This window comes from Agrobacterium genomosp. 13 str. CFBP 6927 (assembly GCA_900012615.1).
Taxonomy (GTDB): Bacteria; Pseudomonadota; Alphaproteobacteria; order Rhizobiales; family Rhizobiaceae; genus Agrobacterium.
In genome coordinates this window covers 344934-370108 of the sequence record LT009757.1, presented here as the reverse complement: position 1 = coordinate 370108, position 25175 = coordinate 344934, and the positions used below count along the sequence as shown (strand labels likewise).

Below are 25175 nucleotides of genomic sequence, written 5' to 3'. Positions count from 1 at the left end.
TGCTTATCCCGCGTCGGTCAGGTTGCGGATGATGCGCATGAAGATGCGTGCGCCGATATCGATCAGCCCATCCGGAAAGTCATAGTCGGGATTGTGCAGATTGGGGTAGTCCCTGCCAGCACCCAGAAAGAACATTGCCGATGACGAGACGGCGCGGAAGCGGCCGAAATCCTCCGAAGCCCGCATGGGCAGACCTTCCGAGCTGCTTGAAACTTTCTCTTCCAGCAGCGCCTGCAGGATATGGGCGACGGCTTCCGGTGCATTCTCGCAATGCAGGAAAATATCGTCATAGCTGATGTCGAGGGTCAGCTTCTGATCATCCGCGATCTTCTTCGCCAGCAATTCCGCGTCCGCGCAAAGCTTTTCCATTCGGTCGTCGGTCAGCGTCCTGAGTGTCGCCCAGATTTCCGCATCAGCCGGGGAAATGCCGAAGGCGGCTTCGCCCATGGCGGCATGAGTGATCGTCACCATCGAAAAATCTGGCTGTGGCGGAAAACCGCAACCGAGATCGGTCAAAGCCGGCATCAGTTCTGATATTGCCCGCATCGGCGATACGCCGTGCTCCGGGGAGGAGGCATGCGCGGTCTTGCCGGAAAGACGGATCTTGATGCCGCGCGAGGCGCAGTTGACCGGCCCTTCCACCACGCTGACATGCCCGAATGGCAGGCCAGGGAGATTGTGCAGCGAGAAAGAATAATCCGGCTTTATCTCGCCAAAGCGCGGATCGGCGATGACGGCCGCCGCACCCGCGCCGGTTTCCTCCGCCGGCTGGTAAAGCAGGATGACGCTGCCGGTCTCAGGACGTTTTCTGGAAAGACCGAGTGCCAGCGCCGTCAGAATGGTTGAATGGCCGTCATGGCCGCAAAGATGGCCCTTGCCATCGGTGCCTGAGCGGTATTCGGCCTCGCTTTTTTCGTGAATGGGCAGCGCGTCAAGTTCCGAGCGGATCAGGATCGCCGGGCCGCTTTTGCCGCTGTCGAAGATCGCTGCCACGCCGTGGCCGCCGAGATCGGCAAGAATCCGGTCCGGTTTTGCCTGCGCAAGGAAATCGCGAATGCGCCGCGCCGTTTCCTTCTCCTCGCCGGAAATTTCCGGATGACGGTGCAGATCATGACGCAACTCGATGAGGTCGAGCATATCCCTGTTGGTCAGAAACATATAAAATCCTTGCAAGTCGTCCGGCCGGTTTTGCCTGCCGCAACTTACAGATCATTCCGTTCAATGCAAAACCTTTGGCGGGTGCCAGCGCTTGCCCGTCGTTTTCGGCTTGGCGGCAAGCGTGATGACATCGGCAGGGATTGTAGCCTTCGCTTTCGGCAGATCCAGCCGGGCAAGAGTTGCGCGCGCCTTTTGCGCATATTCAAGATGTGTCGCGTCATCCGAATGGTAATGCTGCAGCCTGTCGAGGATTTCCGCGCCTTCCACCGTCCTTTCGGCCGCGATGAGGGCGACGGCGCATTTATAGAGCGCCTCGCGGTGGAAGGGAGCGCGATTGGTCACCTGACGGAAGGCCTCGGAAGCCTCATTATATTGCTGTTGCGCCAGCCGCGTTTCGCCGATGCGCATCCACAAAAGAACAGGGTCCTGACCGCTGCCGAGAAGCCCGAGGAACGCTATTTCCGCTTCCCGGAAGTCGCCGCGGTCAAATGTCAGGTTGGCCAGTCCGAATTGCGCGCCGATATGATCGGGCGCTGCCGCCAGTACCTGGGAAAAGGCGATATTGGCGGCCGCCTTCTTGCCCATCTTGTAAAGCTTGAGGCCCTCCTGATAGACGAAGCGTATGCTGCGCGGGTGGAGCGTGCCGCCGAGATTGTCGCCGGAGCGGGTGCGGAACAGCGTGCAGCTTAGCCTGTGCTCCTCCGGTCCGAAGAAATATTTATATGGCTCGTTGCCGCGCAGGAAATCATAGGTCTTGAAACCCTGCTCAATCGCCCTGCGGATGCAATGTCCGTGCAGCACGAGGCCGGGTGAAGGGGTCTTCCAGTTCTCGTCACGGCCGGTGATATAGAACAGAACCGACATTTTCTGTCGGTCGATGATGTTGGCCAGCGCCCCGAGCGGCTGGTCGCCGAACCAGAGGACCGGTACCTCCAGATCGCCGCGAATGTAGACATCCATCAGCATCTGCCGCGTTGCACCGATCAGTAGTTCCGTGCGCTCCTTGCCCTTGTGCGGCGCCCAGCGGATACGCCAGAAATCAAAGAGGATGTCCATGTCCCGCTTGATCGTATCCCGCGTTGCGAAAGTGATGCGATATTCGTCGCCGCCCTCCACCTTCCTCATGAAACGACGGAGCTTCTGACGGGTCTGGCTGCTCATGTGGCTGTCGAGATAGCCGTCAAACGTGTCTGGAAGGGCCACGACCGGGCAGATGCAATTGTTGATGTTGTAGGGGTTGGTCGGCATGTTGTCGCGGAACATGACGAGCGGCCCCTGAAGCGCGCGGATCATCGCGTCGCGCCGCTCCGGTGGGCCGGAGAGATAGTCCAGTTTGAGTTCGGTCCAGTTCTGTTGCCGAATATAGGAACAGAAACCGGCAATCGCTTGATTTTCATATTCCGGCAGGGTGATGAAGCCGGTGTAATCCGCCGCCGCATTGCCGGCCATGACGATGCTGTCGTGGAAGCGACCGGTTTTCTTGTCCGGTTCGGTGACGATGCGCAGCGGAAAAAATGCGACATAGGGCGATCCTTCCGGGCGTTCCCTGAGCGCCAGGATGAACCATCGTTTACGGCGCGGCATGTAATCCCGCAGCCAGCCCCAGGACAGGAAATGTCGGGAATGGGGATCGGCCATGAACACCGCTTCCCAGTTTGGCCGGATCGCCTCGAAGCCGGCGTCCGTGTCGATGATGTCGATACGCATTCTTGCCCCCTCCCAATACTGATCACACATTCGGGAGGTTTCATTTTATGGGCAAATGGCTGGCTTCAAATATTCCCTTCGGGTGAAAGGCCCGCATCAAATGGGATTAGCCCGTCGCTCGTCTTCCAACGTTCTGCCGCGACAAAAAAAGCCCTTGTTCGTCGATTGTAACTCTCTAACATGCGGGCTGAATGCACGCCCGGCTCAACGGTCCGCATGGCACAGGAGTTCTCATATGGCTGTTCCTTATATGCTTCTGACCGGCGCCAGCCGCGGAATAGGGCATGCCACCGTCAAATTGTTTCAGGAAAAAGGCTGGAGAATCCTCACCGTATCGCGGCAACCCTTTTCGGAGGAGTGCCGCTGGCCTTCGGCGCGGGAGAGCCATATCCAGGCTGATCTCGAGGACCTCTCCCGCATCGACCAACTGGCAGATGAAGTGCGCTCGCGCCTGCCGGAGGGAAAGCTTGCCGCTCTCGTCAATAATGCGGGCATCTCGCCGAAGGGCGAAGGCGGAAGCCGCCTTGGCGTTGCCGATACCACGGCCGACATCTGGACACGGGTGCTCAACGTCAATCTCGTTTCGACGGCGCTGCTTGCCCGCGCGCTTCTGCCGGAACTGGAGGCGGCGAAGGGCTGTATCGTCAACGTCACATCCATCGTTGGCTCGCGGGTGCACCCCTTTGCCGGCGTGGCCTATGCGACATCGAAGGCGGCGCTGGCGGCCTTGACGCGGGAGCTGGCGCATGAATTCGGCCCGCGTGGCGTGCGCGCCAACGCCATCGCACCCGGCGAAATCAACACCGCCATCCTTTCTCCGGGAACCGCCGAACTGGTGGAGGCGCAGGTGCCGCTCGGACGGCTCGGCACTACGGCCGAGGTGGCGCAGACCATCCATTTTCTCTGCTCGGAGCAGTCGAGCTATATCAACGGCGCAGAAATTCACATCAATGGCGGCCAGCACGTCTGACGCTTCAGCCCATCCAACCGAAACGGAGCCCTTACCCATGACCATTCTGCCGAATTCCGTCGAGGCACGCGATATCGCCTACCAGATGCATCCGAACGTCAACCTGCGCAAATTCGAGAAGACCGGCGGTCTGGTGATCGAAAGCGGCGACGGCATCTATGTGACCGATAGCAGCGGTAAGCGCTATATCGAGGCGATGGCGGGGCTGTGGTCGGTGGCGCTCGGTTTCGGCGAACAGCGGCTGGTGGATGCGGCGACAAAGCAGATGCAGAAGCTGCCCTATTATCACACCTTCTCCTACAAGACGCATGGCCCGTCCGTCGATCTTGCCGAGTTGCTGATCGAGCTTTCGCCGGTGCCGATGTCGAAGGTGCATTTCACCTCTTCGGGGTCCGAGGCCAACGATCTTGTCGCCAAGATGGTGTGGTATCGCTCCAATGCGCTTGGCAAAAAGGAGAAGAAGAAAATCATTGGCCGCATCAAGGGCTATCATGGCGTGACGATTGCTTCCGCCTCGATCACCGGCCTGCCGCGCAACCACGAGAGCTTCGACCTGCCGCTGGACCGCATGCTGCATACCGCCTGCCCTTCCTATGTGCATTTTGGCAGGGACGGCGAAAGCGAGGCGGAGTTCACCGCACGCATCCTGAAAGAACTGGAGGACCTGATCCTCAGCGAAGGCCCCGAAACCGTCGCCGCCTTCTGGGGTGAGCCGGTGATGGGTGCCGGCGGTGTTCTTCTGCCACCCGAAGGTTATTGGGAAGGCGTGCAGGCGATCTTGAAGAAATACGACATTCTGCTTGTCGTGGACGAGGTGATCTGCGGGTTTGGCCGCACGGGCAAGATGTTCGCCTGTGAGACCTATGGAATAAAGCCGGATGTGCTTGTCGTTTCCAAGCAGATATCCTCATCCTACATGCCGCTTTCGGCGATCATCATGAATGATAATTTTTACCAGCCGATCGCCGATGAGTCCGACCGCATCGGCTCCTTCGGCCATGGTTACACCGCCTCCGGCCACCCGGTTGCGACGGCAGTGGGCCTGGAGAACCTGAAGATCATTCAGGAGCGCGATCTGGTCGGCAATGTCGCCCGGCTGGAGGGCAGGTTCCTCGATCATCTGAAGGCGCTTGCCGATCACCCGCTGGTGCACTCCTCACGCGGTGTCGGCCTTCTCGGCGCTCTTGAGATAAAGCCATGGGAAGGCACGAAGCCGGGCGATGCGACGCTCGCCATCGCCGCTGCCATCGAGGAAGAGGGTGTGATCACCCGCCCGATCGGCGAATCCATCTGCTTCTGCCCGCCGCTGATCATCACCGCCGAGCAGCTTGATGACCTGTTTGCCGGTGTGAAGCGTGGTCTGGACAAGGCTGCGTCGGCACGCGCCTGATGACTTTGCGAATGTCCCGGCCGTTCATCCGGCCGGGCAGCGCTGTTTTCCGCCTTATCCGCGATATGCCACAAGCACCGCGCCGCAGGCGATCAGCACCACGCCCAGCCAGTTGGGCAGCGACAGCCGTTCTCCCAGAAACAGAACCGCGAAGACGGCGACGAAGACGACGCTGAGCTTGTCGATGGGGGCGACGCGGGCGGCGTCGCCGATTTTCAACGCTCGGAAATAACATATCCACGAGGCGCCGGTCGCCAGACCCGAAAGCACGAGAAAAATCCACGTCCGTGCCGAAATGGTGGAGGGCTGCTGCCAGTTGCCGGTCACATAAACCATCAGGCCGGCGGCGGCGAGGATGACGATGGTGCGGATGAAGGTGGCGAAATCGGAATTGACATTTTCGATGCCGACTTTCGCAAAGATGGCGGTCAATGCCGCGAAAGCCGCCGATAACAGCGCCCAGAATTGCCAGGCCAGAAACAGGTTCTTCATATGGGCCTACTCCGTTCTTCGCATTCGTTCTTTCCTATTCGGCTCTACAGCATCGGAAAGCTTATAAAAACCGTTTTCAGTGCGCGGGAAGGCTTGAACGATGAAAGGCCGGAGCATCGATCCCGATGCGCCGGCCTTCATGCGAGAGCCTGCCCGGAAAACCGGGACAGGCCGGACCTTGGGAGGTCGTATTATTCGGCGGGCTGAACCGAAGCCGGAAGCTGATCCACATCGGCGATACCGGTGAATTCTTCCTTGCCGCTCAGGACGCGGGCAAGCTGGTCCTGATCCAGTTCACCTTCCCAACGGGCAACGACGATGGTAGCGACCGCATTGCCGACGAAGTTGGTGAGGGCGCGGCATTCCGACATGAAACGGTCGATGCCGAGGATCAGCGCCATGCCGGCGACCGGAACCGAAGGCACGACAGAGAGCGTGGCAGCCAGCGTGATGAAGCCCGCGCCGGTGATGCCTGCAGCACCCTTGGAGGAGAGCATGGCCACCAGCAGCAGCAGGATTTGTTCACCGAAGGACAGGTGGATGCCGGTCGCCTGCGCGATGAACAGAGCCGCCAGCGTCATGTAGATGTTGGTTCCGTCAAGGTTGAAGGAATAACCGGTGGGGATGACGAGGCCGACGACGGAGCGCTTGCAGCCGGCCTTTTCCATCTTGCTCATCAAGCCCGGCAGGGCGGCTTCGGAAGAGGAGGTGCCGAGAACCAGAAGCAGTTCTTCCTTGATGTAGCGGATAAGCGCGACGATGGAGAAGCCGTTATAACGGCAGACGGCGCCGAGAACCACGAACACAAACAGGAAGGACGTGACGTAGAATGTGCCGATCAGCATGGCGAGGTTGGTGACGGACGAGATGCCGTATTTGCCGATGGTAAACGCCATGGCGCCGAAAGCGCCGATCGGAGCCGCCTTCATCAGGATCGCGACCAGCTTGAAGATCGGATACATCAGGGCATGCATGAAATCGGTGACGGGCTTGCCCTTTTCACCAACGATGCCGAGCGCGATACCGAACAGAACCGAGAAGAACAGCACCTGCAGAATGTCACCGCTGGCGAAAGCACCGACGATGGTGGTCGGGATGATGTTCATCAGGAAGCCGGTGATGGTCTGCTCATGGGCCTTGTCGGCGTAGGTGGCGACGGCCTTGGCGTCCAGCGTGGAAGGATCGATGTTCATGCCGGCGCCCGGCTGCACGGTGTTGGCGACGATGAGGCCGACAATGAGCGCGAGCGTGGAGAAGACCAGGAAGTAGATCATGGCCTTGCCGGCCACGCGTCCGACCTTCTTCATGTCGTTCATGCCGGCAATGCCGGTTGCGACGGTGAGGAAGATGACGGGTGCGATGATCATCTTGACAAGACGGATGAAGCCGTCGCCCAGTGGCTTCAGCTCTTCGCCGAAGGCCGGATAGAAATGGCCAAGCGCGATACCGGCGATAATGGCCACCAGAACCTGGAAATACAGGTGCTTGTAAAATGGCAGTTTGGCGTGGCCCGCGGCCACGGCTGTCGTATCGATCATGTTTTTTCCTCCTCGGCCTCACCCTGCCTTTATTGGCCTCCCGGGATCGCCGTGACGTTGACGGCTTCGCGCCGATTGCGGAGTCATGTGCAATACGCATGCCAGACTTGCTTATTTGGTGTAACTGACTGATTTAAAAAGTAGTTTTTATTGACGCTTTGCTGGCTCACGGCCATTTGTGCGGAATTCCGGACAAAATCTCTTGCGGTCTGTGTGTAAATCCGCACAATTGGCGCATGAGTTATCAGGATCAGGCACCTCATTCCCAGGCGAAGCGGCGGGCGCAATGGCTGGCGCTCGCCGGCCTGTGGCTGCTTGTCAGTCTGGGTATCCTGCTGGTGGCCGATGAGTTCGCGCGTAACCAGGCGATGCGCACCGCCGCGTCTGAGGCTTCCACGGATGCAGAGCTGAAAATTGCGCTTCTGAATGTCGCGCTGGAGAGGCCGCGCGCCATTCCGCTGGTGCTGTCGGGTGATCCTGATCTTGCGGCGGCGCTGGATGGCAGTGGCCCTGCCGCCCTTGACCGGTTGAACCGCAAGCTGGAAGGGCTGATCGAGGGCACGCAATCCTCGGTCATCTATGTGACCGGGCCGACCGGATTGACCATCGCTTCCAGCAACTGGCGGCAGGCGGATAGTTTCGTGGGCTCCAATTATGCGTTCCGCGAATACTTTCAGGCGGCGATGAATACCGGCATGTCCGAACATTATGCGCTCGGCAATGTCAGCCGCCGGCCGGGTCTTTACATCTCCCGCCGCATCGATGCCGCCGACGGGCGGCCGCTCGGCGTCGTCATCGCCAAGGTCGAGTTCAACCGTCTGGAGTCGGATTGGAATATTGGCGGCAAGCCGGTCTATGTGGTGGATAGAAACGGCGTTGTGCTGATGACCAGCGTACCGGAATGGCGCTTCAAAACCGTCGCACCCATTGACGAGGCGCGGCGGAAAACCATTTCCGAAAGCCTGCAATTCGGCAATGAGACGCTTTCATTATTGCCATTCCGGGCGGCCCGGTCGCTGCAGGATGAAACGCCACTCATCCATGTTGACGAACCCGGCCGCGAGCGTGGTGATTATCTGCGGCTGGAAACGCCGGTACCGACGACCTCATGGACGCTGCATTATCTGCAACCCGTCGCACCGGCGCTGAATGCCGCCATCCGCGAGGGCCGGGTGGTGGCACTGGCGACGCTGATGCCGCTGATGGCGCTTTCGGCCCTGTGGCTGTGGCGCAGGCACAAGGCGCTTAAGGAAAAGGAAGAGGAGCAGCGCGCCCGCACCGAGCTGGAAATGAAGGTGCAGGAGCGGACCCGCGACCTGACCAAAACCCGCGACCATCTGCAGGCCGAAATCGCCCTGCACGAAAAGACCACGGGTGAGTTGCGCAACGTGCAGCACGAGTTGGTGCAGGCCAACCGCCTTTCCATCCTGGGGCAGGTGGCGGCGGGCGTGGCGCATGAGATCAACCAGCCGGTGGCGACAATCCGCGCCTTTGCCGACAATGCCCGCACCCTGCTCAAACGTGACCGCATGTCGGAGGCCACCGAAAACCTCGAAAACATCGCGGCGCTGACCGAGCGTATCGGCACGATTACCGGCGACCTGAAGATATTGGCCCGCAAGGGCCGCACCGCTGCTGAGCCTGTCAGTGTCAGACTGGTCATCGAAGGTGCGGTCATGCTGCTGCGCAGCCGTTTTTCCGGCCAGATGGATGCGCTGGATATAGTGCTACCGGATCAGGAGCTGAAAGTGCTCGGCAGCCGTATCCGGCTGGAGCAGATCCTCATCAATCTTCTGCAAAATGCGCTGGAAGCCACTGAAGCAATTGACGCCGCCCGTGTCGAGGTGCGCGTGCGCGATGAAGGCGACATGGTCGTGCTTTCGGTCAGCGACAATGGTACGGGCATTCCCGAGGCCATCCGTGCCCAGCTTTTTTCGCCTTTCAATACCTCCAAGGAAAGCGGCCTTGGCCTCGGCCTCGTCATATCAAATGATATTGCTTCGGACTACGGCGGGCGTATCGAGGTGGCGAGCGGCCCGGCGGGCACGTGTTTTTCCGTATATCTGAAGCGAGCATGACATGATGGTGGATGGAACCATATTCCTGGTGGACGACGACTCCCAGCTGCGCAAGGCGATGGTGCAGACGCTGGAACTCGACGGACTGCCGGTCACCTCCTTTTCCCGTGCCGAGCAGGCGCTGGCGGCCCTGAACGAGGATTTCGATGGCGTCGTCATCACCGATGTGCGCATGCCCGGTATGACCGGGCTCGAATTTTTCGACCATGTCCGCAAGATCGATGCCGATCTTCCTGTCATTCTCATCACCGGCCATGGCGATGTGCCGATGGCGGTCGATGCGCTTCACAATGGCGCTTATGATTTCATCGCCAAGCCATTTCCCGCTGAACGCATGGTGGAAAGCGCCCGCCGGGCGTTGGAAAAGCGCCGCCTCGTGCTGGAAAATCGGGCGCTTCGTCGGGCGGCGGGGCAGGCGGAGGATGATTTACCACTGATCGGCCAGACGCCCGCCATGGAGCGCCTGCGCACTACGCTGCGGCACATTGCCGATACGGATGTGGATGTGCTGGTGGCGGGCGAGACGGGCAGCGGCAAGGAAGTGGTGGCGACGGCCCTTCATCGCTGGAGCAAAAAACGCTCAAAGGGCAATTTCGTGGCGCTGAATTGCGGGGCGCTGCCGGAAACGGTGATCGAAAGCGAACTTTTCGGCCATGAGCCGGGGGCTTTCACCGGCGCACAGAAAAAGCGCGTGGGCCGCATCGAACATTCCAGCGGCGGCACACTGTTTCTGGACGAAATCGAGAGCATGCCGCTTGCCGTACAGGTAAAGATGCTACGCGTTCTGGAAATGCGCGAGGTCTCGCCGCTCGGGTCGAATGAGGAGCGGCCGGTCGATATTCGCGTGGTCGCGGCGGCCAAGATCGATCTTGGCGATCCTGCCGAACGCGGCACGTTTCGCGAGGACCTCTATTACCGGCTGAATGTGGTGACGCTGTCCATTCCGCCGCTGCGCGAACGCAAGGCGGATATTCCGCTCTTGTTTTCCCATTTCGTCACCAAGGCGGCCAACCGTTTCAACATGCCCGTGCCGCAGATCAGCGCCGGCATTTCCCGCCGCCTTAACGACCACGACTGGCCGGGCAATGTGCGCGAACTCGGGCATTTCGCCGAGAGGGTGGTTTTGGGGCTGGAGACCGAACCGGCGACCGCGCCTGTGTTACAATCCACAATCCCCGCCTCCGGAACCCTGCCGGAGCGCATGGACGAGATCGAGGCGCGCATCATCCGCGAAACGCTGGAACAATCGAATGGCGACGTGTCGGAAACGATCGCGACGCTCGGCATTGCCCGCAAGACTTTTTACGACAAGCTGCAGCGCCATGGCATCAATCGGGCGGATTATGTAAAGAACGGTGTGGCGTGAAATGGTGCAGGGCGAGACCTGCGGCGACGGCCTAGCCTCTTGATCGTTATGCTCGGGCCTGTCCCGAGCATCTGCAACCTTCTGATTTTATGAGACGTGAGTGGATCCTCGGCACAGGGCCGAGGATGACGCAGAGTTCGGGGCGGCTCTCACTGAAAAGCCGCAGACTTTTCCGTCTGCGGCCTGACAATAACAGCTACAAGTTTGCTCAATGGCTGGCGGATCAACCCGCTACGCAGAAATGGCGCTGGCCGTCATAATCCGTATAGGTGCCGGTGCGGGTGTTGAAGCTGCGGTAACGCTGCGAGCAATAATCGTACCAGGCGTTGGTCCAGGGCTCGATGGTGCGATAGGTGCGGCGCTGGTTGTAGACCGGGCGGCTGTCGTAAACCGGTTGGGCGCGATAGACGGGAGCGGGGCGGTAAACCGGCTGCGGTGCTGCGCGGTAATAACGGTAATCCGGCTCTTCATCGACATAGCTCGGCTCATCGACATAGACGCGCTCATCGTAGGCCGGCGCCGGGCGGGACATGGCGGAACCGACGGCGACACCGGCGGCAAGACCGAGCACGCCACCCAGAATGGCGGCATCGCGACGGTCCCAGTCGCCGGCGGAGGCGCTGTTGAAGGGCACAATGGTGGCGGCGGCGACGGCGACAGCCAGAACGGTTTTAGCTGCAAAGGACGACATGGTGTGTTCTTCCATCCAGGTGGCAGGGCGCTGCCAGTTGCAAATTCGATGGTTAAAGAAATATAGCCCGTCTGCTGAACGGGCGCTGAATGAATTGTGGCGGGCTGGGGGCAGCTCGCAATTCCTGTTTGCGCAGGCCGCGCTTCGCGCTAGAACTCAAGTTCAAACAGGACACGTCCATGAGCCTTGCCCATATAACCGTCAATTCCGATTCATCCCACGAAGACCGTGCTCAGGCCATTCGAGATACGCTGCGCGACGCTATAGTCGACAGACGGCTTGCACCGGGAACGAAGCTGTCGGAATCGGAAGTGGGAACGCTGTTCGATGTCAGCCGCACCGTGGTGCGGGCGGCATTGCAGATGCTGGCTTACGAAGGGCTGGTCAAGGCCGAGCGCAACCGCGGCGCTTTCGTCTCCAATCCCACACCGGACGAAGCGCGGCAGGTTTTTGCTTCGCGCCGGCTGATCGAGCCGGGCGTTCTTGATGCCGCAATCGAAAAGATCACGCCTGCGGCGGCAAAGCAGCTAAGAGAGCATCTGGTTCAGGAAAGCCGCCACCAGCATGAGCGCGGCCCGACTGCCAGACGCGCGGAAATCAAGGCATCCGGCGATTTCCACCTGATGCTGGCCGCGCTTGCCGGCAATGCTATCCTCGAGAAATTCATGGATGAGCTGGTTGCCCGCTCGTCCCTGGTGATCGCGCTCTATGGCCGCTCGGGTGTTTCAAGCTGCGGCCACAATGACCATGCCGATCTGCTGGATGCTCTGGAGGCGAAGGATGCGGCAAAGGCCCGTGCATTGATGCTGCAGCACCTCGATCACATCGAGGCCGATCTCGATCTTCGCATGAAGGAAGGTCTGGCGCTGAAGGATGCGCTCGCGCTTTGAGCGGCTGCCATCCCCGCCGTCCAGACGGGGATAGGCGACCTGTCGGATCTCAGGCGGCGTAACGGCTGATCGCCAGATCGTGCGTGTCGATCTCCGGCTTGCTGCCGCTGATGAGATCGGCAAGCACCCGGGCGGAGCCGCAGGACATGGTCCAGCCAAGCGTGCCGTGGCCGGTATTGAGATAAAGATTGCTGTAGCGGGTGGCGCCGATGACAGGCGTGCCATCCGGCGTCATCGGGCGCAGGCCGCACCAGAATTTCGCCTGGGTCTGGTCGCCCGCGCCGCCGAACAGGTCTTCCACCGAGTGGGCCAGCGTTTCCTGGCGAGCGGCCGGCAAATCCTTGCTAAAACCGGCGATTTCCGCCATGCCGCCGGCGCGAATGCGTGAGCCGAGGCGGGTAATCGCCACCTTGAACGTTTCGTCCATGACCGTGGAAACGGGTGCGCGCTCCTCTTTCACGATCGGAACCGTGATGGAGTAACCCTTGACCGGGTAAACCGGCAGGGTAAGGCCAAGCTGGCGCACGAATTGCGGCGAATAGCTGCCCAGCGCCGCCACGAAAATATCGGCCTCCACCAGCCCACGGGTGGTCTCCACAGCCTTGACGCGTCCTGCCTCGACGATGGGGCGCATGATGCCGGTATCGTAAAGGAAGGTAACGCCCGCCTCTTCGGCCATGCGGGCAAGCTCTGTCGTGAACATGAAGCAGTCGCCGGTCTCGTCGCCGGGCAGGCGCAGGCCGCCGACGATCTTTTCCTTCGAAGGAGAAAGACCGGGTTCGATGGCGGCACAGCCGTCGCGGTCGAGAATTTCAAAGGGCACGCCGCCCGCCGTCAGCACGTCGACATCCTTGCCGATGGCATCGAACTGCTTCTGGGTGCGGAACACCTCCAGCGTGCCCTGCATGCGCTGGTCATATTCGATGCCGGTTTCTTCACGAAGCGCCATCAGGCAATCGCGGCTATATTCGGCAACGCGCACCATGCGGCTCTTGTTGACGGCGTAACGCGCCGAGGTGCAGTTGCGCAGCATCTGGCTCATCCAGCGCCATGCGGCGGGATCGGCAGTGGGGCGTATGATCAGCGGCGCGTGTTTCATGAACAGCCATTTCATCGCCTTGACCGGAATGCCGGGGGCAGCCCATGGCGACGAATAGCCGGGGGATACTTCGCCGGCATTGGCGAAGCTGGTTTCGAGGGCTGCCGCCGGCTGGCGGTCGATCACCGTCACCTTGTGTCCGGCTTTGGCCAGATACCAGGCGGATGTCACGCCGACAACGCCGGCTCCGAGGATAGTGACGTTCATGATCGTCTCACTTGTGATTGACTGATGTTGAAGCGGCTGCCGGGGTTTCTCCCGGCTGAATATAACTACGGCGATAGCGGCGTCCGAGGCCTGTCAGGATTTCGTAGGCGATCGTGCCGGCATCGTCGGCAATGTCTTCCAGCGTCTGGTCCGGACCGATCATCTGCACAAGGCTGCCCTGGGTCAATGTTCCCTCGGGCAGGGCGGATATATCGAGAATGATGCTGTCCATCGAAACGCGGCCCGCAATCGGCAGGCGGACGCCGTTATACCATGCCGCGCCGCGATTGCTGAGCGAGCGCGGCAGGCCGTCAGCGTAACCGGCGGCGATGGTTGCCAGACGCGTGGGCCCGGCCGCTTCGAAGGAACCGCCGTAACCGACCAGCGAACCGGCGGGAACGGTGCGGGTCTGGATGACGGCGAGATCGAGGCGAACGACCGGCTTCATCGGGTTGGGGCGTGTAACGGAGGGCGCGCCGCCATAAAGCGCGATGCCAGGGCGCAGCAGGTGGTTGTGATAATCATTGCCCAGAAAGATGCCGCCGGAATTCGAAAAGCAGACGGGCGCTTCAGGAAAGGCAATGGCGGCTTTGCGCATTACCGCAAGCTGCGCGGCATTGGAGACATGGTCCGGTTCGTCGGCGCAGGCGAGGTGGCTCATGACGAAGGCGATGTCGATACCATCGAGCAATTGTGGCTGGGAGGCGAGGATTTCAAGCTCTTCAGGGGAAAGGCCGAGACGGCACATGCCGGTATCGATCTGCACGGCGGCGGTCAGCGTCTTGCCAAGCTTTTTGGCGTGGCCCGACCATTGGGCGATCTGCTCCAGCGAATTCAGAACCGGGGTGATGGCCATGGCGGCGCAGGAGGTCTCATTGCCGGGCTGAAGACCGTTAAGGACGAAAATCCGCGCTTCTGCCGAAAGCCGCAGTCGCAACGCCAAGGCTTCATCGATATGGGCAACGAAGAAATTGCGGCAACCCGCCTCGAACAGGACCTGTGAGACGATATCGGCGCCGAGACCGTATGCATCGGCCTTGACGACCGCTGCCGTCTGCGATGCGGGCGCCATGGCGGCAAGGGTCAGATAATTGTCGCGCAATGCGCCGAGATCTATGGTCAAATGGCCGCTTGCACCACCGGCGGCCTGCTGGCGGCTGATCTGCATGTCCATGGTCGTTCACCCTCATTTTTATCCCATGAGGGTATTGCAACGATTGTCGAATTTCTTGGCGATTGTTCGAAGAAAATGCGATAGAATTGGCAGTCACGCAATTTTCTTTTGCCAATTGGAATCTTCTATGTCGTCACTTGATGCGACCGACCGCCATATCATTCGCCTGCTTCGGCTCAATGCCCGCATCAGCAATGCGAAACTGGCAGCAGAAGTCGGGCTTTCCGCATCCGCCTGCCTTCGCCGGGTCGATATTCTCGAACGGGAAGGGATCATTCGCGGTTACACGGCACTGACCAGCGGCCTTGCCGGCGGCGAGGTGATTTCGGTTATCGTCCAGATCACGCTTGACCGCCAGACGGAAGATTTTCTCAACCGTTTCGAAAATGCGGTGCGACGCTATCCGGAAATCCGCGAATGTTATCTGATGACGGGTGGTTCGGATTATTTCCTGCGCTGCGAGGCGGAAAGTGCTGGGGATTTCGAGCGGATTCATAAGGAGATACTGTCGAAGCTGCCGGGGGTTTCGCGCATTCATTCGAGTTTTGCGATCCGGAATGTGTTGGCGACGCCGAAGGCGCGGTAGCATCGGAGTTCGCCGCTACCCCCTCTGTCCTGCCGGACATCTCCCCCACAAGGGGGAGATCGGATGGGGCGACCGCTCGTTCCCTCGCAACTGCCTTGCTATCGATACAGTGGCTTACTCAATGCGGTGAGCAAGCCACTTGTCGATCTCCCCCCTTGAGGGGGAGATGTCCGGCAGGACAGAGGGGGGTAAACCCCACACTCAACGCATTGATGTCACCCCCACCACCGATAAAAATGATGCACCGGGCCCCGCCCATGCCCGACGGCAAGGCCTCGCCCGGCATCGAGCGCCCCATTCAGATACTCCTTTGCAAGCCCAACCGCCTCCCGCAACTCACGACCCTTTGCAAGGTGAGCCGTAATCGCCGCCGCCAGCGTGCAGCCGGTGCCGTGGTCGTTCTTCGTCTCCACACGTGCCGCGGAAAGCGCCTGCATGGCGCCGTCCGCAAACAGATAATCCGTGCTCTCAGGCCCATCGCCATGGCCGCCCTTGATGAGCACGGCTTTTGCGCCCGCCTTCAGGATCGCCTCAGCCTGGCGGGCGATCTCCGTCTCCGTTTTCGCCATCGAAGTCCCGGTCAGTAGCGCCGCTTCCGGCAGGTTCGGCGTAACGATGGTGGCGAGCGGCAGCAAATCGCGCCGCAATGTCTCGATGGCGTCTTCATGCAGCAGCCTGTCACCGGAGGTCGCGACCATGACCGGGTCCAGCACCACCGGCTGCGATTGCCGCCGAAGCCGTTCCGCGATGGCGGCGATGGTTTCGATCCGCGAGACCATGCCGATCTTCACCGCATTGACGGTAAGATCGGAAAAAACCGCATCCATCTGCGCGATAATGGTGGCGACTGAAATATCCTCCACCGCCGTCACGCCTTTGGTGTTCTGCGCGGTGATGGCGGTGATGACGCTGGCGGCATAGGCGCCAAGCGCGGAGAAGGTCTTGATGTCCGCCTGGATGCCCGCGCCGCCGCCGCTGTCGGAACCGGCAATGGTCAATGCAATTGATGTCATGGCTGTCTCGCTTTCAGCGCCGCGTCAATCTTGGAGCGGAAGTCCTTGGTCGCGCTGGCAATATCCCCCGCGCGGAAAATGGCGGAAATGACCGCCACACCATTCGCGCCGGCGGCAATGACTGAAGGTACGCGGGCAAGATCGATGCCGGCGATAGCGCCGACCGGCATATCCGGCTTCCACTCCTTCAGCAGGGCGCGCAGCGTGGTAAAACCGTCGATACCCACCGGCTTGTCCGGATTGACCTTGGAAACGGTTTCGAACACGCCGCCGATGCAGGCATAGTCGACGGGCATGGAGGCCGCCCGTTCTGCATCGGGGCGGTTCTTGACGGTGAGGCCGATGATCGCCTTCTCGCCGAGAATGCGCCTTGCGGTTTTGGCGTCCATGTCGTCGGCACCGAGATGCACCCCGTCCGCGCCCGAGGCAAGCGCCACATCCACCCGGTCGTTGATGACCAGCGGCACGCCGGTGCCGGCGATGGCCTCGTGAATGGCGCGGGCGTTTTCGATCATCTCGCGCGTCGAGCCGTGCTTGTCGCGATACTGCAAAATGGTCGCGCCGTTCAGCGCGGCGGCGAGAGCAAGCTCCGGCAGCGGCGCGACATCGCCAAGGCTCGCATCGACCAGCGCGTTGAGGCGGTAATCAACCTTGTTCATGCTCTATCCTCGCGTGATGTGTGATGTCCTCACCGGAAATTTCGGAAAGCGCATCCAGAAATGCCGGTTCGAAGGTGCCGGGGCCTCTGGCGTGCTTGGCCGCAAGTTCGGCGGAAACGCCGGTGACGGCAAGGGCAGAGGCCGCCGCCGTCAGTGCGTCCTTTTCCACCGCCATGAAGGCGGCGATGACGCCGCCCGAAAGGCACCCCGTTCCGGTCACCTTCGCCATCCACGGATGACCGTTGACGATTCTGACGCTGCGGGTGGCATCGCGCAGATGATCGACCGGCCCGGTCTCGATCCTCACCACGCCAGGCACATCGCCGATCAGGCTCATTTCGGCGTGATTGCCACGCACGATCGTCGGGGAAAGTGCGATAAGTTCGCGCGCGAATTCCAGGCGCGACGGCGAATAATCGCAATGCACGGGGTCGACGATCCATGGCTTGCCGGATGCATTGGCAATTTCGATCGCCAGCCGGATGACCTTGCGCCGCTCGGCATCCAGTGTGCCGAGATTGACGGTGAGCGCATCCGCCTTGGTGACGAAGCTCTCGATTTCCTCGAGCGAGGTGGTCATGGAAGGGATACCGCCAACGACGGTGATGCCGTCTGCGGTGAATTTCTGCACCACGGTGTTCATCAGGCAATGCACGCGCGGGCGCGTGTGCCGCACCCGCTCCAGAATCTCGGCGGCCTTTGCCGCTGTCGGGAAAATCGTCGTCATGGCTGCTGCAGCTCCACGGCGATGTCGTCCGCCGCCGGCGCCTGCTTGATGAGCTGCATCTCCTGCATGAAAGCGCCGAAACGGGCATAGCGCGCGCGGTCGAGTGCGGCCGGGCGTTTGGCGAAACGCGGCAGCGTGTCGAAGAAGGCCTGCTTGTTCAGCGCGTCGTCAAGATTCGGATAGGCCTTGATGAAAAGCTGCCAGGATTCCTGCGGATGGTTGGTGATGAAGATCGCAGCCTGCTCCACGGCGGAGAGGAAACGCGGCAGGCGGCTGTCTTTTGCGAGATCGCGATGGGTGACGAAGATCAGCTCGTCATAAGCCGGCACGCCGTGTTCCTCCGGAAAGAAGGAGCGGCCCTCATGTCCCTCGAGCTTCATCTGCGTCAGCTCGAAATTGCGGAAGCCGCCAAGCGTGGCATCTACCTTGCCGGCGATCAGCGACGGCGAGAGCGAGAAGTTGACGTTGATGAGTTCGACATCGTCCTTCGTCAGCCCGTCCTTTTCCAGCATGCGTTTCAGCATCGCATCCTCGAAGCCGGAAACGGAAAAGCCGACCTTCTTGCCCTTCAGGTCCTTCAGGCTCTTGATCGGCCCATCGGCCAGAACGGTGACGGTGTTGAGGGGCGTCTCGACCAGCGTGCCGAAACGCACGAGCGGCAGGCCGGCATCGTGATCGAGATAGAGGTTCGGTTGGTAATGCACACCGATATCGGCCTGTTTGGCCGAGACGAGGCGCGGCACGGCGGAGGGGTCTGCGGGCGGAACCAGTTCCACCTCGAGCCCCGCATCGGCAAACAGGCCGCGTTCCTTGGCGATCACCATCGGCGCATGATCGGGGTTCACGAACCATTCGAGCAACACGGTCAGCTTGTCTGCCGCATGCGATTGCATGGGTGAAAGCACGCTTGCTGCCGCGACGACGAGGGAAAGAAAAGTTCGTTTCATGGTGCCGAAAGTCTCCGTAAAGATCTGAAAGGAATGGTGTGTTCTGTTTCCTTGGCCCAGGGGGCCAGATTGGCGGTCGCCCGGTCGACGATGAGCCGCAGCAGCACCGCCAAGATGGCGAGAATGGCCATGGCGGCGAACATGGTGTCGGTCTGCATGCGGGCATTGGACTGGATCATCACAAACCCGAGACCGGCCGATGCGCCCACCCATTCGCCGATGACGGCGCCAAGCGGGGCGAGCGGCGCCGCCACCCTCAGGCCGGAAATGAGCGATGGCAGCGCCAGCGGCACGCGCAACCGGGTGAGGATCTGCCAGTGGCTCGCCTCAGTCAGCGAGGCGGCGTCGAGGATGGCGCGATCGGTGCGGTTGAGGCCGTCAGTGAAAGCGGAGGCAACGGGGAAGAAGATGATGATTGCCGTCATGACCACTTTCGAAGCCATGCCGAAACCGAACCAGAGGACGAGGATGGGGGCGAGCACGAAGACCGGGAAGGCCTGCAACACCAGAACCATCGGCCAGACAAGGCGGCCGAGGCGCGGGATGGCGGCAATCGTGAAGGCAACGAGAATGCCGGCGGCGATGCCCGCCGTAAGCCCGAGCGCCATTTCGCCGAGCGTTACCAGTGCCTGTCCGAACAGGAAGCCGGGCTGGCGCCAGAAAGCGCCGGCAACATCGGCGGGCGATGGCAGGATATAGCGGGGCGGTGAAAACAGCCACGTACCCGCCTGCCAGAAAACCAGCAGAAGACCGACACCGTTCAGCGCATGGGTAGCACGCATGAGCCGGACCTCAGACGCAGACGCACCGTGTGCGAAGGGCGGAAGGTTTCAGCATCATCATTCGTCTCCAGATGTGACAATCTCGGAGATCAGGCAAAGCGGAGAAGAGAAAGGGCAGCGCCTCTCGGCGCGACAGTTCCGTTCCTACGCCGGCATGACCCGGATCAGGTTCAAGGGTCCGGCTCATCGCCATCTCAGCACCGTTCGGTGCTCCCCTCGGAAGAGGCTGATTTTTAAGGCGTATTTTCGGAGGATGTCAATCGATTCTGCACAAACGCCACCAATTCAGCCGAATATACTAGGATTTTCAATGTGGCTGCTAATAACTGCGCGCATTTAATCCTTCTCCAAAGTTGCTGATTTCATTTGGGGTTCCGCGCATCACAACGTTAATTCAAAGAGACTTTAAACAGAGGGAATCTGGAGAAGACTAAAACACACCAAAATCGCCGCGCGGAAATGATCTAGATTCGAATATTCAAATCTAGATCACCAATTTCCTGTGTTACCAAAACGTTCAAATGGCGTTTCGCCTGGTTAGAAGCGGAGTGGGCTCAATCGACATAGCGTTTCGCAGTGGCTCTTAACCTGTCGGAGTGCTCGTAAATCTGATCCAGACTGTCGATGATCAGCCTCTCCTCGGTCTCACCATCGAAGAGACCGATGTATTTGATGGACCGGTTAAAATGTAGGCGCGTCAGCGGTTTGCGATTGTTGTTATCTATAAGGACACCGCAATATGATTTCTGGTCTCGCATAACCACCCGCGCGGGGCTGATTGTATCCCTCACAATCGCCTTGACGATCATGTAGCCCTCCCGCTCTTCCTCTGTCGTGACGATTTCGGGCTCGTCTTCCACGGGAGCGTCAATCTTTTCAATCACCTCTTCGGTGTCTGCTAAGGCGCTTGAAAGACGGCTTTTGACTGTGTCCATTATAACTTCACGAAAAGCAGTTCGAACGACGCCCGTCAGCATTTCACGAACCTGCGCGGTCATACGGCCATCGTAGACGCCCGTAGAGGCAATGCGTACAAATTCCTCCGTCGGTTCTTCGATAAGCTTCGAAATGACCTGCTTTATGCCGGACGTGTATTTAAGGCGCTCAGCTGTGGCGAGAATTGCCTCCACGTCGAATGACGATTTCTCGAACTTACGCAATTCATTTACGATGCCGGAATTGAAATCCGTCACATCGAACACAAAAAACGGACGCGCATCCAGTTTGTTGGGTGCCTCGAGATCGGTATAGAAGTTGAAAGTTCGACCATTGGTCAGGATGGCAAACTTTGCGTTCGTTACGCTGAAGTAGCGATAAAGCTGATCGAGATGCTTCTTATCCAAAGCCACTGAAATTGGCTTACACTCTATCAGGATACGAACTTCGTTTTCTATCTTGATCGCGTAATCGACCTTTTCTCCTTTTTTGCCAACAGCGTCGGCAGTGAACTCCGGAACGACTTCGGAAGGATCGAACACGTCGTAGCCGAGTGAACGCAGGAATGGGAGGACGACCGCCGTTTTGACAGCCTCCTCGGTTGCCATGGTGCTGGAATGTGATTTCACGCGCTCAGCGATTGCGCGCAAGCTCTCTTCTATCGTGCTCATCTATTCCCCCCTGCCGAGCTATAATCAAAGTAGAGTTGCTGAACACTTCGATTCCGTCAATCTGGGATTGTGATCAATTCGATGATTTGCTTAATAGTGGGGGAAAGAAATGGCGGCGCAGCCGGATAATTTTAACGCTGCCCGATCAGGGTCTGCATGCCTCTTTATGCGCATCAATCATTTTGCAATCCAGATTGAGCCGCGTCACACATAACAACGCTCAAGACTCAATGAATTCATAGCTGGTTGTCAACGACTCAGATGGCGCGAAGCTGTTCAAATAGCTGACGATGGCTGCTATCGGCGCGGTAAAAGACTGCCGGCTGGCCAAGCGGTGCTTCCACGGTAATCTCGCGCCCGCCAGAATGAACGGCGCCGCTCCACAGGTGAACCCATTCCACATCGCCTGGAAGGTGGAGCGTGCGTTGCGTTTCCTCTGCTTTCCAGATCGGTGCGACGAGCAGGTCCGCTCCATAGAGATAGCTGTCCTGAATGGCGTAGGTCTGCCGGTCATCCTCGAAATGCAGGAAGAGAGGCCGCTGCACCGGCAGACCGGTCCTGGCCGCCTCGGTGGAGAGCGATTTCAGATAGGGAGCAAGTGCTGTATAGATCCTCGTCATGCGGGCGAAATGGGCAAGAACCGCCTCATCCTGATCGATCTGGAGATTGTCGCGCGGGCGGTTGCCCTCATGCGTGCGCATGACGGGGGTGAAGGCCGCCATTTCTGCCCAGCGCATGATGAGTTCCGCGGTTCTCACATTGCCGAACAGGCTGGTGTAACCGCCAATATCGGAATGGTGATAGGCATTGCCCATGAGGCCGGAGGAGAGTGCACCGCAGATGACGGTGACGAGGCCATCATGGCGGGAAAAATCGACCGACTGGTCACCGCCCCAGATCAGTGGGCAATGGGCCTGTACACCGGTAAAGCCCGCCCGCATGAAGAACAGTGCTTCGCCCGTCTTGCCCCGGCTTTCGACACCCTTCGCATTGACTTCCGCCCAGAGTGTGGGCCAGGCATTGTGCATCAGCTTGGCATCGACACCGTTGGAGAGGTTGATGTCGATCGGCAGATATTCGCCGAAATCCGCCATCCAGCCGGAAAGGCCGAAATCCAGCATGTTTTTGCCGATGATCTCTTCGGCAAACCAGTCGGCGGCGGCCGGATTGGTGAAGTCGACCACGCCGCAGTCGAATTCGCCGAAATCCACCAGCGCCGTCTTGCCGTCCGCACCGGTGGCGAAATAGCCGGCTTCTTCGGCAACCGGAAAGAGTGGGCCGTCGACGCAGAGATAGGGGTTGACGTAACCCAGAAAGCGAATGCCCTGATCGGCAAGTTCGGCGATCTTTTGGCGCAGATGCGGATAGCGCGTTTCATTGGCCTGCCAGTCCCAGAACAGGCGTGCGCCGAAGGATGTCTGGCGAAGGCCGACCCAGTCTTCGCACCACAGGCCGGAAACCTTCGTGCCGGCTGCGCGAATTTTCTCCAGCCGGGCAAAGGAGTTGACGCCGTCCTTTAATCCGATGATCGCGCCATTATAGATCCAATCCGGCAGTTCCGGCTGACGCCCGAAGCGCAGGGAGAGGGCGGAAACGATGTCGGTAAAAGCGTTGCCGGTGAAAAACTCGATCCTTTCGGGGATCGCCCATGTCTCGATTTCGTGGAAATCGCCGTTGCGGAAATCGAAGACGGAATAGGCGGTCGTTTCCACATGCAGCGCATATCTGCGCGACGATAGATAGGTCGGCTGCGGATAGTTGGTGTTGTAATAATCACCGCCTGCCTTGCCGCCGACATCGGATTTGAAGGTGATCTCGGTGGTCTTGTCGCGACCGACCCCCGGCTCGGAGGTCCAGAGCGGGAAATGCCGGCCGCGCATGTCGAAATAGGACATCTGCTCGCCGCCGCCCCAGACGTGCTCATCCGTTTCCGCGACAACGCGCAGCCAGAGGCGGTTGATGGTCTCATCCAGCGCGGTGAGCCGGATCGCATTGCCGTCAAGCGTCAGGCGAAGGCGCGGGGCCTGTCCGGGTCGGGAAGACAGCGTAACGCTGCTGCCATTCAACTCGGCATGGCGCAGGGCAGTTCGCTCGATGACATAGTCTTCGATATCGAAATTGCCGCGATACATGTCCATCCGCTCCTTGCCGAAACCGGCGAAGAAGGCCGGGTTTTCTGGGGAATGGGAAAGGATGGTGCGGCCGCCGATGGCGAGCGTGAAGCCGTCTCTGGTCTTTTCGAAATGCATGACTGTACCTGTTTAGCCCTTGAGACCGCCGGCGGTGAGGCCGGAGACAACCCGTTCCTGAAAGATGACGATCAGGATCGCGACCGGCACGATACCAACCACCAGTGCCGCCGAAATGACCGGCCAGGGAAAGGCGAACTCGCCCTGATACAACTGGATGCCGACGGGCAGGGTGCGAAGGGCCGGATTGGAATTGAAGGAAAGCGCCAGCAGGAATTCATCCCAGGCATTCACGAAGGCGAGAATACCGGCGGTGAAAACGCCCGGCGCGCAGAGCGGCACGACCACCTTGAACAGCGCGCCGATGCGGGTGCAGCCATCGATCATGGCGGCGTTTTCGAGATCGCGCGGGATGCTTTCGAAGAAGGAGACCAGCATCAAGGTGCAGACCGGTAGCGAAAGCACAGTGTAAGGCAGGATAAGCGCCGTCCAGCTGTTGAGCAGGTTCAGCGCCCGCATGATTTCGAACAGCGGCACCAGAAGCGTCACCAGCGGGAAGGTGGAGACGGCGATGATCAGCGAGAGGATCAGCGCCCGGTACTTCAGGTTCAGCCGCGCCAGCGCGTAAGCCGCCAGCACCGAAATCAGGATGGTGAGCGCGGTGGAAAGCAGCGCCACCATGAAGCTGTTGAACAGGAAGAGGTGCAGCGGCTGGTCGGAAAAGGCCTGCATGTAATTGGCCAGCGTCGGCGCGTGCGGAAACCAGGTGATCGGCTTCGCCGTCAGTTCCGCTTCGGTCTTCAGCGAGGTAAAGAGGATCCAGATTGCCGGAAACAGGCCGTTGACCAGAAGGATGGAGGCCGCGATGAAGCGCAGCGGTTTGCCGGAAAAGAACGAGGACAGACCGGAATTTGCAACGGTGCTCATGGGATCAGTCCTTCGTTCTGATGATGCGGAGATAAACGGCGGTAACGCACATGGAGAGCGCAAACATCATGACAGCGAGCGCCGAACCGTAACCGAGATCGAGGAAGGAAACGGTGTTCTGGTGGATATACATGGCAAGCGTCGTGGTGGATGTGCCGGGGCCGCCGCCGGTCATCATGTAAGGAATATCAAAGGTCTGCAGTGCCGTGATCGTGCGGAAGATGAGCGCGACGACGATCGAGGGCTTGAGAAGCGGCAGGGTGATTTCGAAGAACTGCCGGATTTTACCGGCGCCATCCACATCCGCCGCCTCGTAGAGCGAGCGGGGAATGGTCTGCAGGCCGGCAAGGATCATCAGCGCCATGAAGGAGGATGTCTTCCAGATGATCGTCAGGCAGATGGCCGCAAACGCCCAGTTGGGAGAGTTGAACCAGATGACGCCTTCAAAGCCCAGCCGGTTCAGCACATCGTTGACCACGCCATACTCGTAATGGAAGAACCACGCAAAGATCAGGCCGGCAAAGGAGAGCGGCAGCGCCCAGGGGATGAGCAGCGACAGGCGCATCGGCCATTGCATGGAAAAGGGCATGTTGGCGAGCAGCGCGAGGCCGAGACCCATGAACAGCGCGCCAGGCACGGTAATCAGCGTTATCAGAACCGTGTTCCAGGTCGTTTCCCAGAAGATCGGGTCATCGAACATCGCCGTGTAGTTTTCAAACCCGATGAATTCCGCCGGCAGGCCAGAGGTCAGCGACAGGCTAAAAAACGAGGTATAAACGAGCCGCGCCACCGGATAGACGATGATGAGCGACAGAAGAATGGCGGCAGGCGCCAGCAGAAGCACGGCAAGCGACCGGTCGCCGAGATCGAGCCACCGCGTCCAGCGCGGTAGCTGCTTTTCGTCCACCCGAACCATGGTTCTTTCCGGCATTGTCACGTCTGCCACTCCCGCAACTGGATTCACGTCATCGTCTCCCG

The 25175-nt window shown here is 59.8% G+C and carries 22 protein-coding genes and 1 riboswitch; of the genes, 6 read left to right on the top strand and 16 right to left on the bottom strand.

The window, feature by feature from the left end; genetic code table 11:
- Positions 1-3: 3 nt before the first annotated feature.
- Positions 4-1158 (bottom strand): amidohydrolase, encoded by a 1155-nt coding sequence (locus tag AGR13A_RS15975; protein WP_080837442.1) that lies wholly within the window; start codon positions 1156-1158, stop codon positions 4-6.
- Between the two features lie 60 nt (positions 1159-1218).
- Complete coding sequence (locus tag AGR13A_RS15970) at positions 1219-2865, bottom strand: GNAT family N-acetyltransferase (RefSeq protein ID WP_003500705.1); 1647 nt, start codon at positions 2863-2865, stop codon at positions 1219-1221.
- A 235-nt stretch (positions 2866-3100) separates the two neighbouring features.
- Between AGR13A_RS15970 and AGR13A_RS15965 the strand changes: the two genes are divergently transcribed.
- The gene (locus AGR13A_RS15965) at positions 3101-3835 is read left to right on the top strand and encodes an SDR family NAD(P)-dependent oxidoreductase (RefSeq protein ID WP_035220888.1); all 735 of its coding nucleotides are present in this window, start codon (positions 3101-3103) and stop codon (positions 3833-3835) included.
- Positions 3836-3872: 37 nt separating this feature from the next.
- Entirely contained in the window at positions 3873-5225 is a 1353-nt protein-coding gene (locus AGR13A_RS15960; protein ID WP_080837439.1) for an aspartate aminotransferase family protein, read from the top strand.
- A 54-nt stretch (positions 5226-5279) separates the two neighbouring features.
- Here AGR13A_RS15960 and AGR13A_RS15955 read toward each other — a convergent pair whose 3' ends face one another.
- Positions 5280-5717 (bottom strand): EamA family transporter, encoded by a 438-nt coding sequence (locus AGR13A_RS15955; RefSeq protein ID WP_035220884.1) that lies wholly within the window; start codon positions 5715-5717, stop codon positions 5280-5282.
- Between the two features lie 191 nt (positions 5718-5908).
- On the bottom strand, positions 5909-7255 hold the full coding sequence (locus AGR13A_RS15950; protein ID WP_035220882.1) for a dicarboxylate/amino acid:cation symporter: 1347 nt from the start codon (positions 7253-7255) through the stop codon (positions 5909-5911).
- Between the two features lie 236 nt (positions 7256-7491).
- Here AGR13A_RS15950 and AGR13A_RS15945 point away from each other — a divergent pair, with 236 nt between their 5' ends.
- Positions 7492-9333 carry a sensor histidine kinase gene (locus AGR13A_RS15945; RefSeq protein WP_139786079.1) on the top strand — a complete coding sequence of 614 codons (1842 nt, stop codon included), beginning with the start codon at positions 7492-7494 and terminating at the stop codon, positions 9331-9333.
- Position 9334: 1 nt separating this feature from the next.
- Complete coding sequence (locus AGR13A_RS15940) at positions 9335-10699, top strand: sigma-54-dependent transcriptional regulator (protein ID WP_080837436.1); 1365 nt, start codon at positions 9335-9337, stop codon at positions 10697-10699.
- Between the two features lie 223 nt (positions 10700-10922).
- On the opposite strand, the gene AGR13A_RS15935 is transcribed toward AGR13A_RS15940, so the two are convergent.
- Positions 10923-11390 (bottom strand): BA14K family protein, encoded by a 468-nt coding sequence (locus AGR13A_RS15935; RefSeq protein ID WP_080837432.1) that lies wholly within the window; start codon positions 11388-11390, stop codon positions 10923-10925.
- Positions 11391-11569: 179 nt separating this feature from the next.
- Here AGR13A_RS15935 and AGR13A_RS15930 point away from each other — a divergent pair, with 179 nt between their 5' ends.
- Positions 11570-12280, top strand: coding sequence for a GntR family transcriptional regulator (locus AGR13A_RS15930; RefSeq protein WP_035220875.1), 711 nt, complete (start codon positions 11570-11572; stop codon positions 12278-12280).
- 49 nt (positions 12281-12329) lie between these two features.
- On the opposite strand, the gene AGR13A_RS15925 is transcribed toward AGR13A_RS15930, so the two are convergent.
- Positions 12330-13586 carry a D-amino acid dehydrogenase gene (locus tag AGR13A_RS15925; protein ID WP_080837429.1) on the bottom strand — a complete coding sequence of 419 codons (1257 nt, stop codon included), beginning with the start codon at positions 13584-13586 and terminating at the stop codon, positions 12330-12332.
- 7 nt (positions 13587-13593) lie between these two features.
- Positions 13594-14760 carry an alanine racemase gene (gene alr, locus AGR13A_RS15920; RefSeq protein WP_080837425.1) on the bottom strand — a complete coding sequence of 389 codons (1167 nt, stop codon included), beginning with the start codon at positions 14758-14760 and terminating at the stop codon, positions 13594-13596.
- Between the two features lie 127 nt (positions 14761-14887).
- Here alr and AGR13A_RS15915 point away from each other — a divergent pair, with 127 nt between their 5' ends.
- Entirely contained in the window at positions 14888-15346 is a 459-nt protein-coding gene (locus AGR13A_RS15915; protein ID WP_003500727.1) for an Lrp/AsnC family transcriptional regulator, read from the top strand.
- 215 nt (positions 15347-15561) lie between these two features.
- On the opposite strand, the gene thiD is transcribed toward AGR13A_RS15915, so the two are convergent.
- The 9 genes from thiD to AGR13A_RS15870 all read right to left on the bottom strand — a co-directional run bounded on the left by thiD (position 15562) and on the right by AGR13A_RS15870 (position 25113).
- Positions 15562-16359, bottom strand: coding sequence for a bifunctional hydroxymethylpyrimidine kinase/phosphomethylpyrimidine kinase (thiD, locus tag AGR13A_RS15910; RefSeq protein WP_080837422.1), 798 nt, complete (start codon positions 16357-16359; stop codon positions 15562-15564).
- Complete coding sequence (thiE, locus tag AGR13A_RS15905) at positions 16356-17018, bottom strand: thiamine phosphate synthase (protein ID WP_080837417.1); 663 nt, start codon at positions 17016-17018, stop codon at positions 16356-16358. The genes thiD and thiE overlap by 4 nt, the downstream gene beginning before the upstream one ends.
- The gene (locus tag AGR13A_RS15900; RefSeq protein WP_080837414.1) at positions 17005-17745 is read right to left on the bottom strand and encodes a hydroxyethylthiazole kinase; all 741 of its coding nucleotides are present in this window, start codon (positions 17743-17745) and stop codon (positions 17005-17007) included. Before AGR13A_RS15900 ends, thiE begins: the two co-directional genes overlap by 14 nt.
- Positions 17742-18692 (bottom strand): ABC transporter substrate-binding protein, encoded by a 951-nt coding sequence (locus AGR13A_RS15895; protein WP_167377565.1) that lies wholly within the window; start codon positions 18690-18692, stop codon positions 17742-17744. The genes AGR13A_RS15900 and AGR13A_RS15895 overlap by 4 nt, the downstream gene beginning before the upstream one ends.
- Entirely contained in the window at positions 18689-19474 is a 786-nt protein-coding gene (locus AGR13A_RS15890) for an ABC transporter permease (protein ID WP_080837411.1), read from the bottom strand. Before AGR13A_RS15890 ends, AGR13A_RS15895 begins: the two co-directional genes overlap by 4 nt.
- 124 nt (positions 19475-19598) lie before the next feature.
- Positions 19599-19701: riboswitch (TPP riboswitch) on the bottom strand.
- A 327-nt stretch (positions 19702-20028) separates the two neighbouring features.
- Positions 20029-21081, bottom strand: coding sequence for a type I restriction endonuclease (locus tag AGR13A_RS15885; protein WP_080837408.1), 1053 nt, complete (start codon positions 21079-21081; stop codon positions 20029-20031).
- 257 nt (positions 21082-21338) lie between these two features.
- Complete coding sequence (locus AGR13A_RS15880) at positions 21339-23330, bottom strand: alpha-glucosidase (protein ID WP_080837404.1); 1992 nt, start codon at positions 23328-23330, stop codon at positions 21339-21341.
- 12 nt (positions 23331-23342) lie between these two features.
- Positions 23343-24197: a carbohydrate ABC transporter permease gene (locus AGR13A_RS15875; RefSeq protein WP_035220846.1), complete on the bottom strand. Its 855-nt coding sequence runs from the start codon at positions 24195-24197 to the stop codon at positions 23343-23345.
- 4 nt (positions 24198-24201) lie between these two features.
- A complete protein-coding gene (locus tag AGR13A_RS15870; RefSeq protein ID WP_167377564.1) occupies positions 24202-25113 on the bottom strand; it encodes a carbohydrate ABC transporter permease in 912 nt (303 codons plus the stop codon).
- Between the last annotated feature and the right edge of the window lie 62 nt (positions 25114-25175).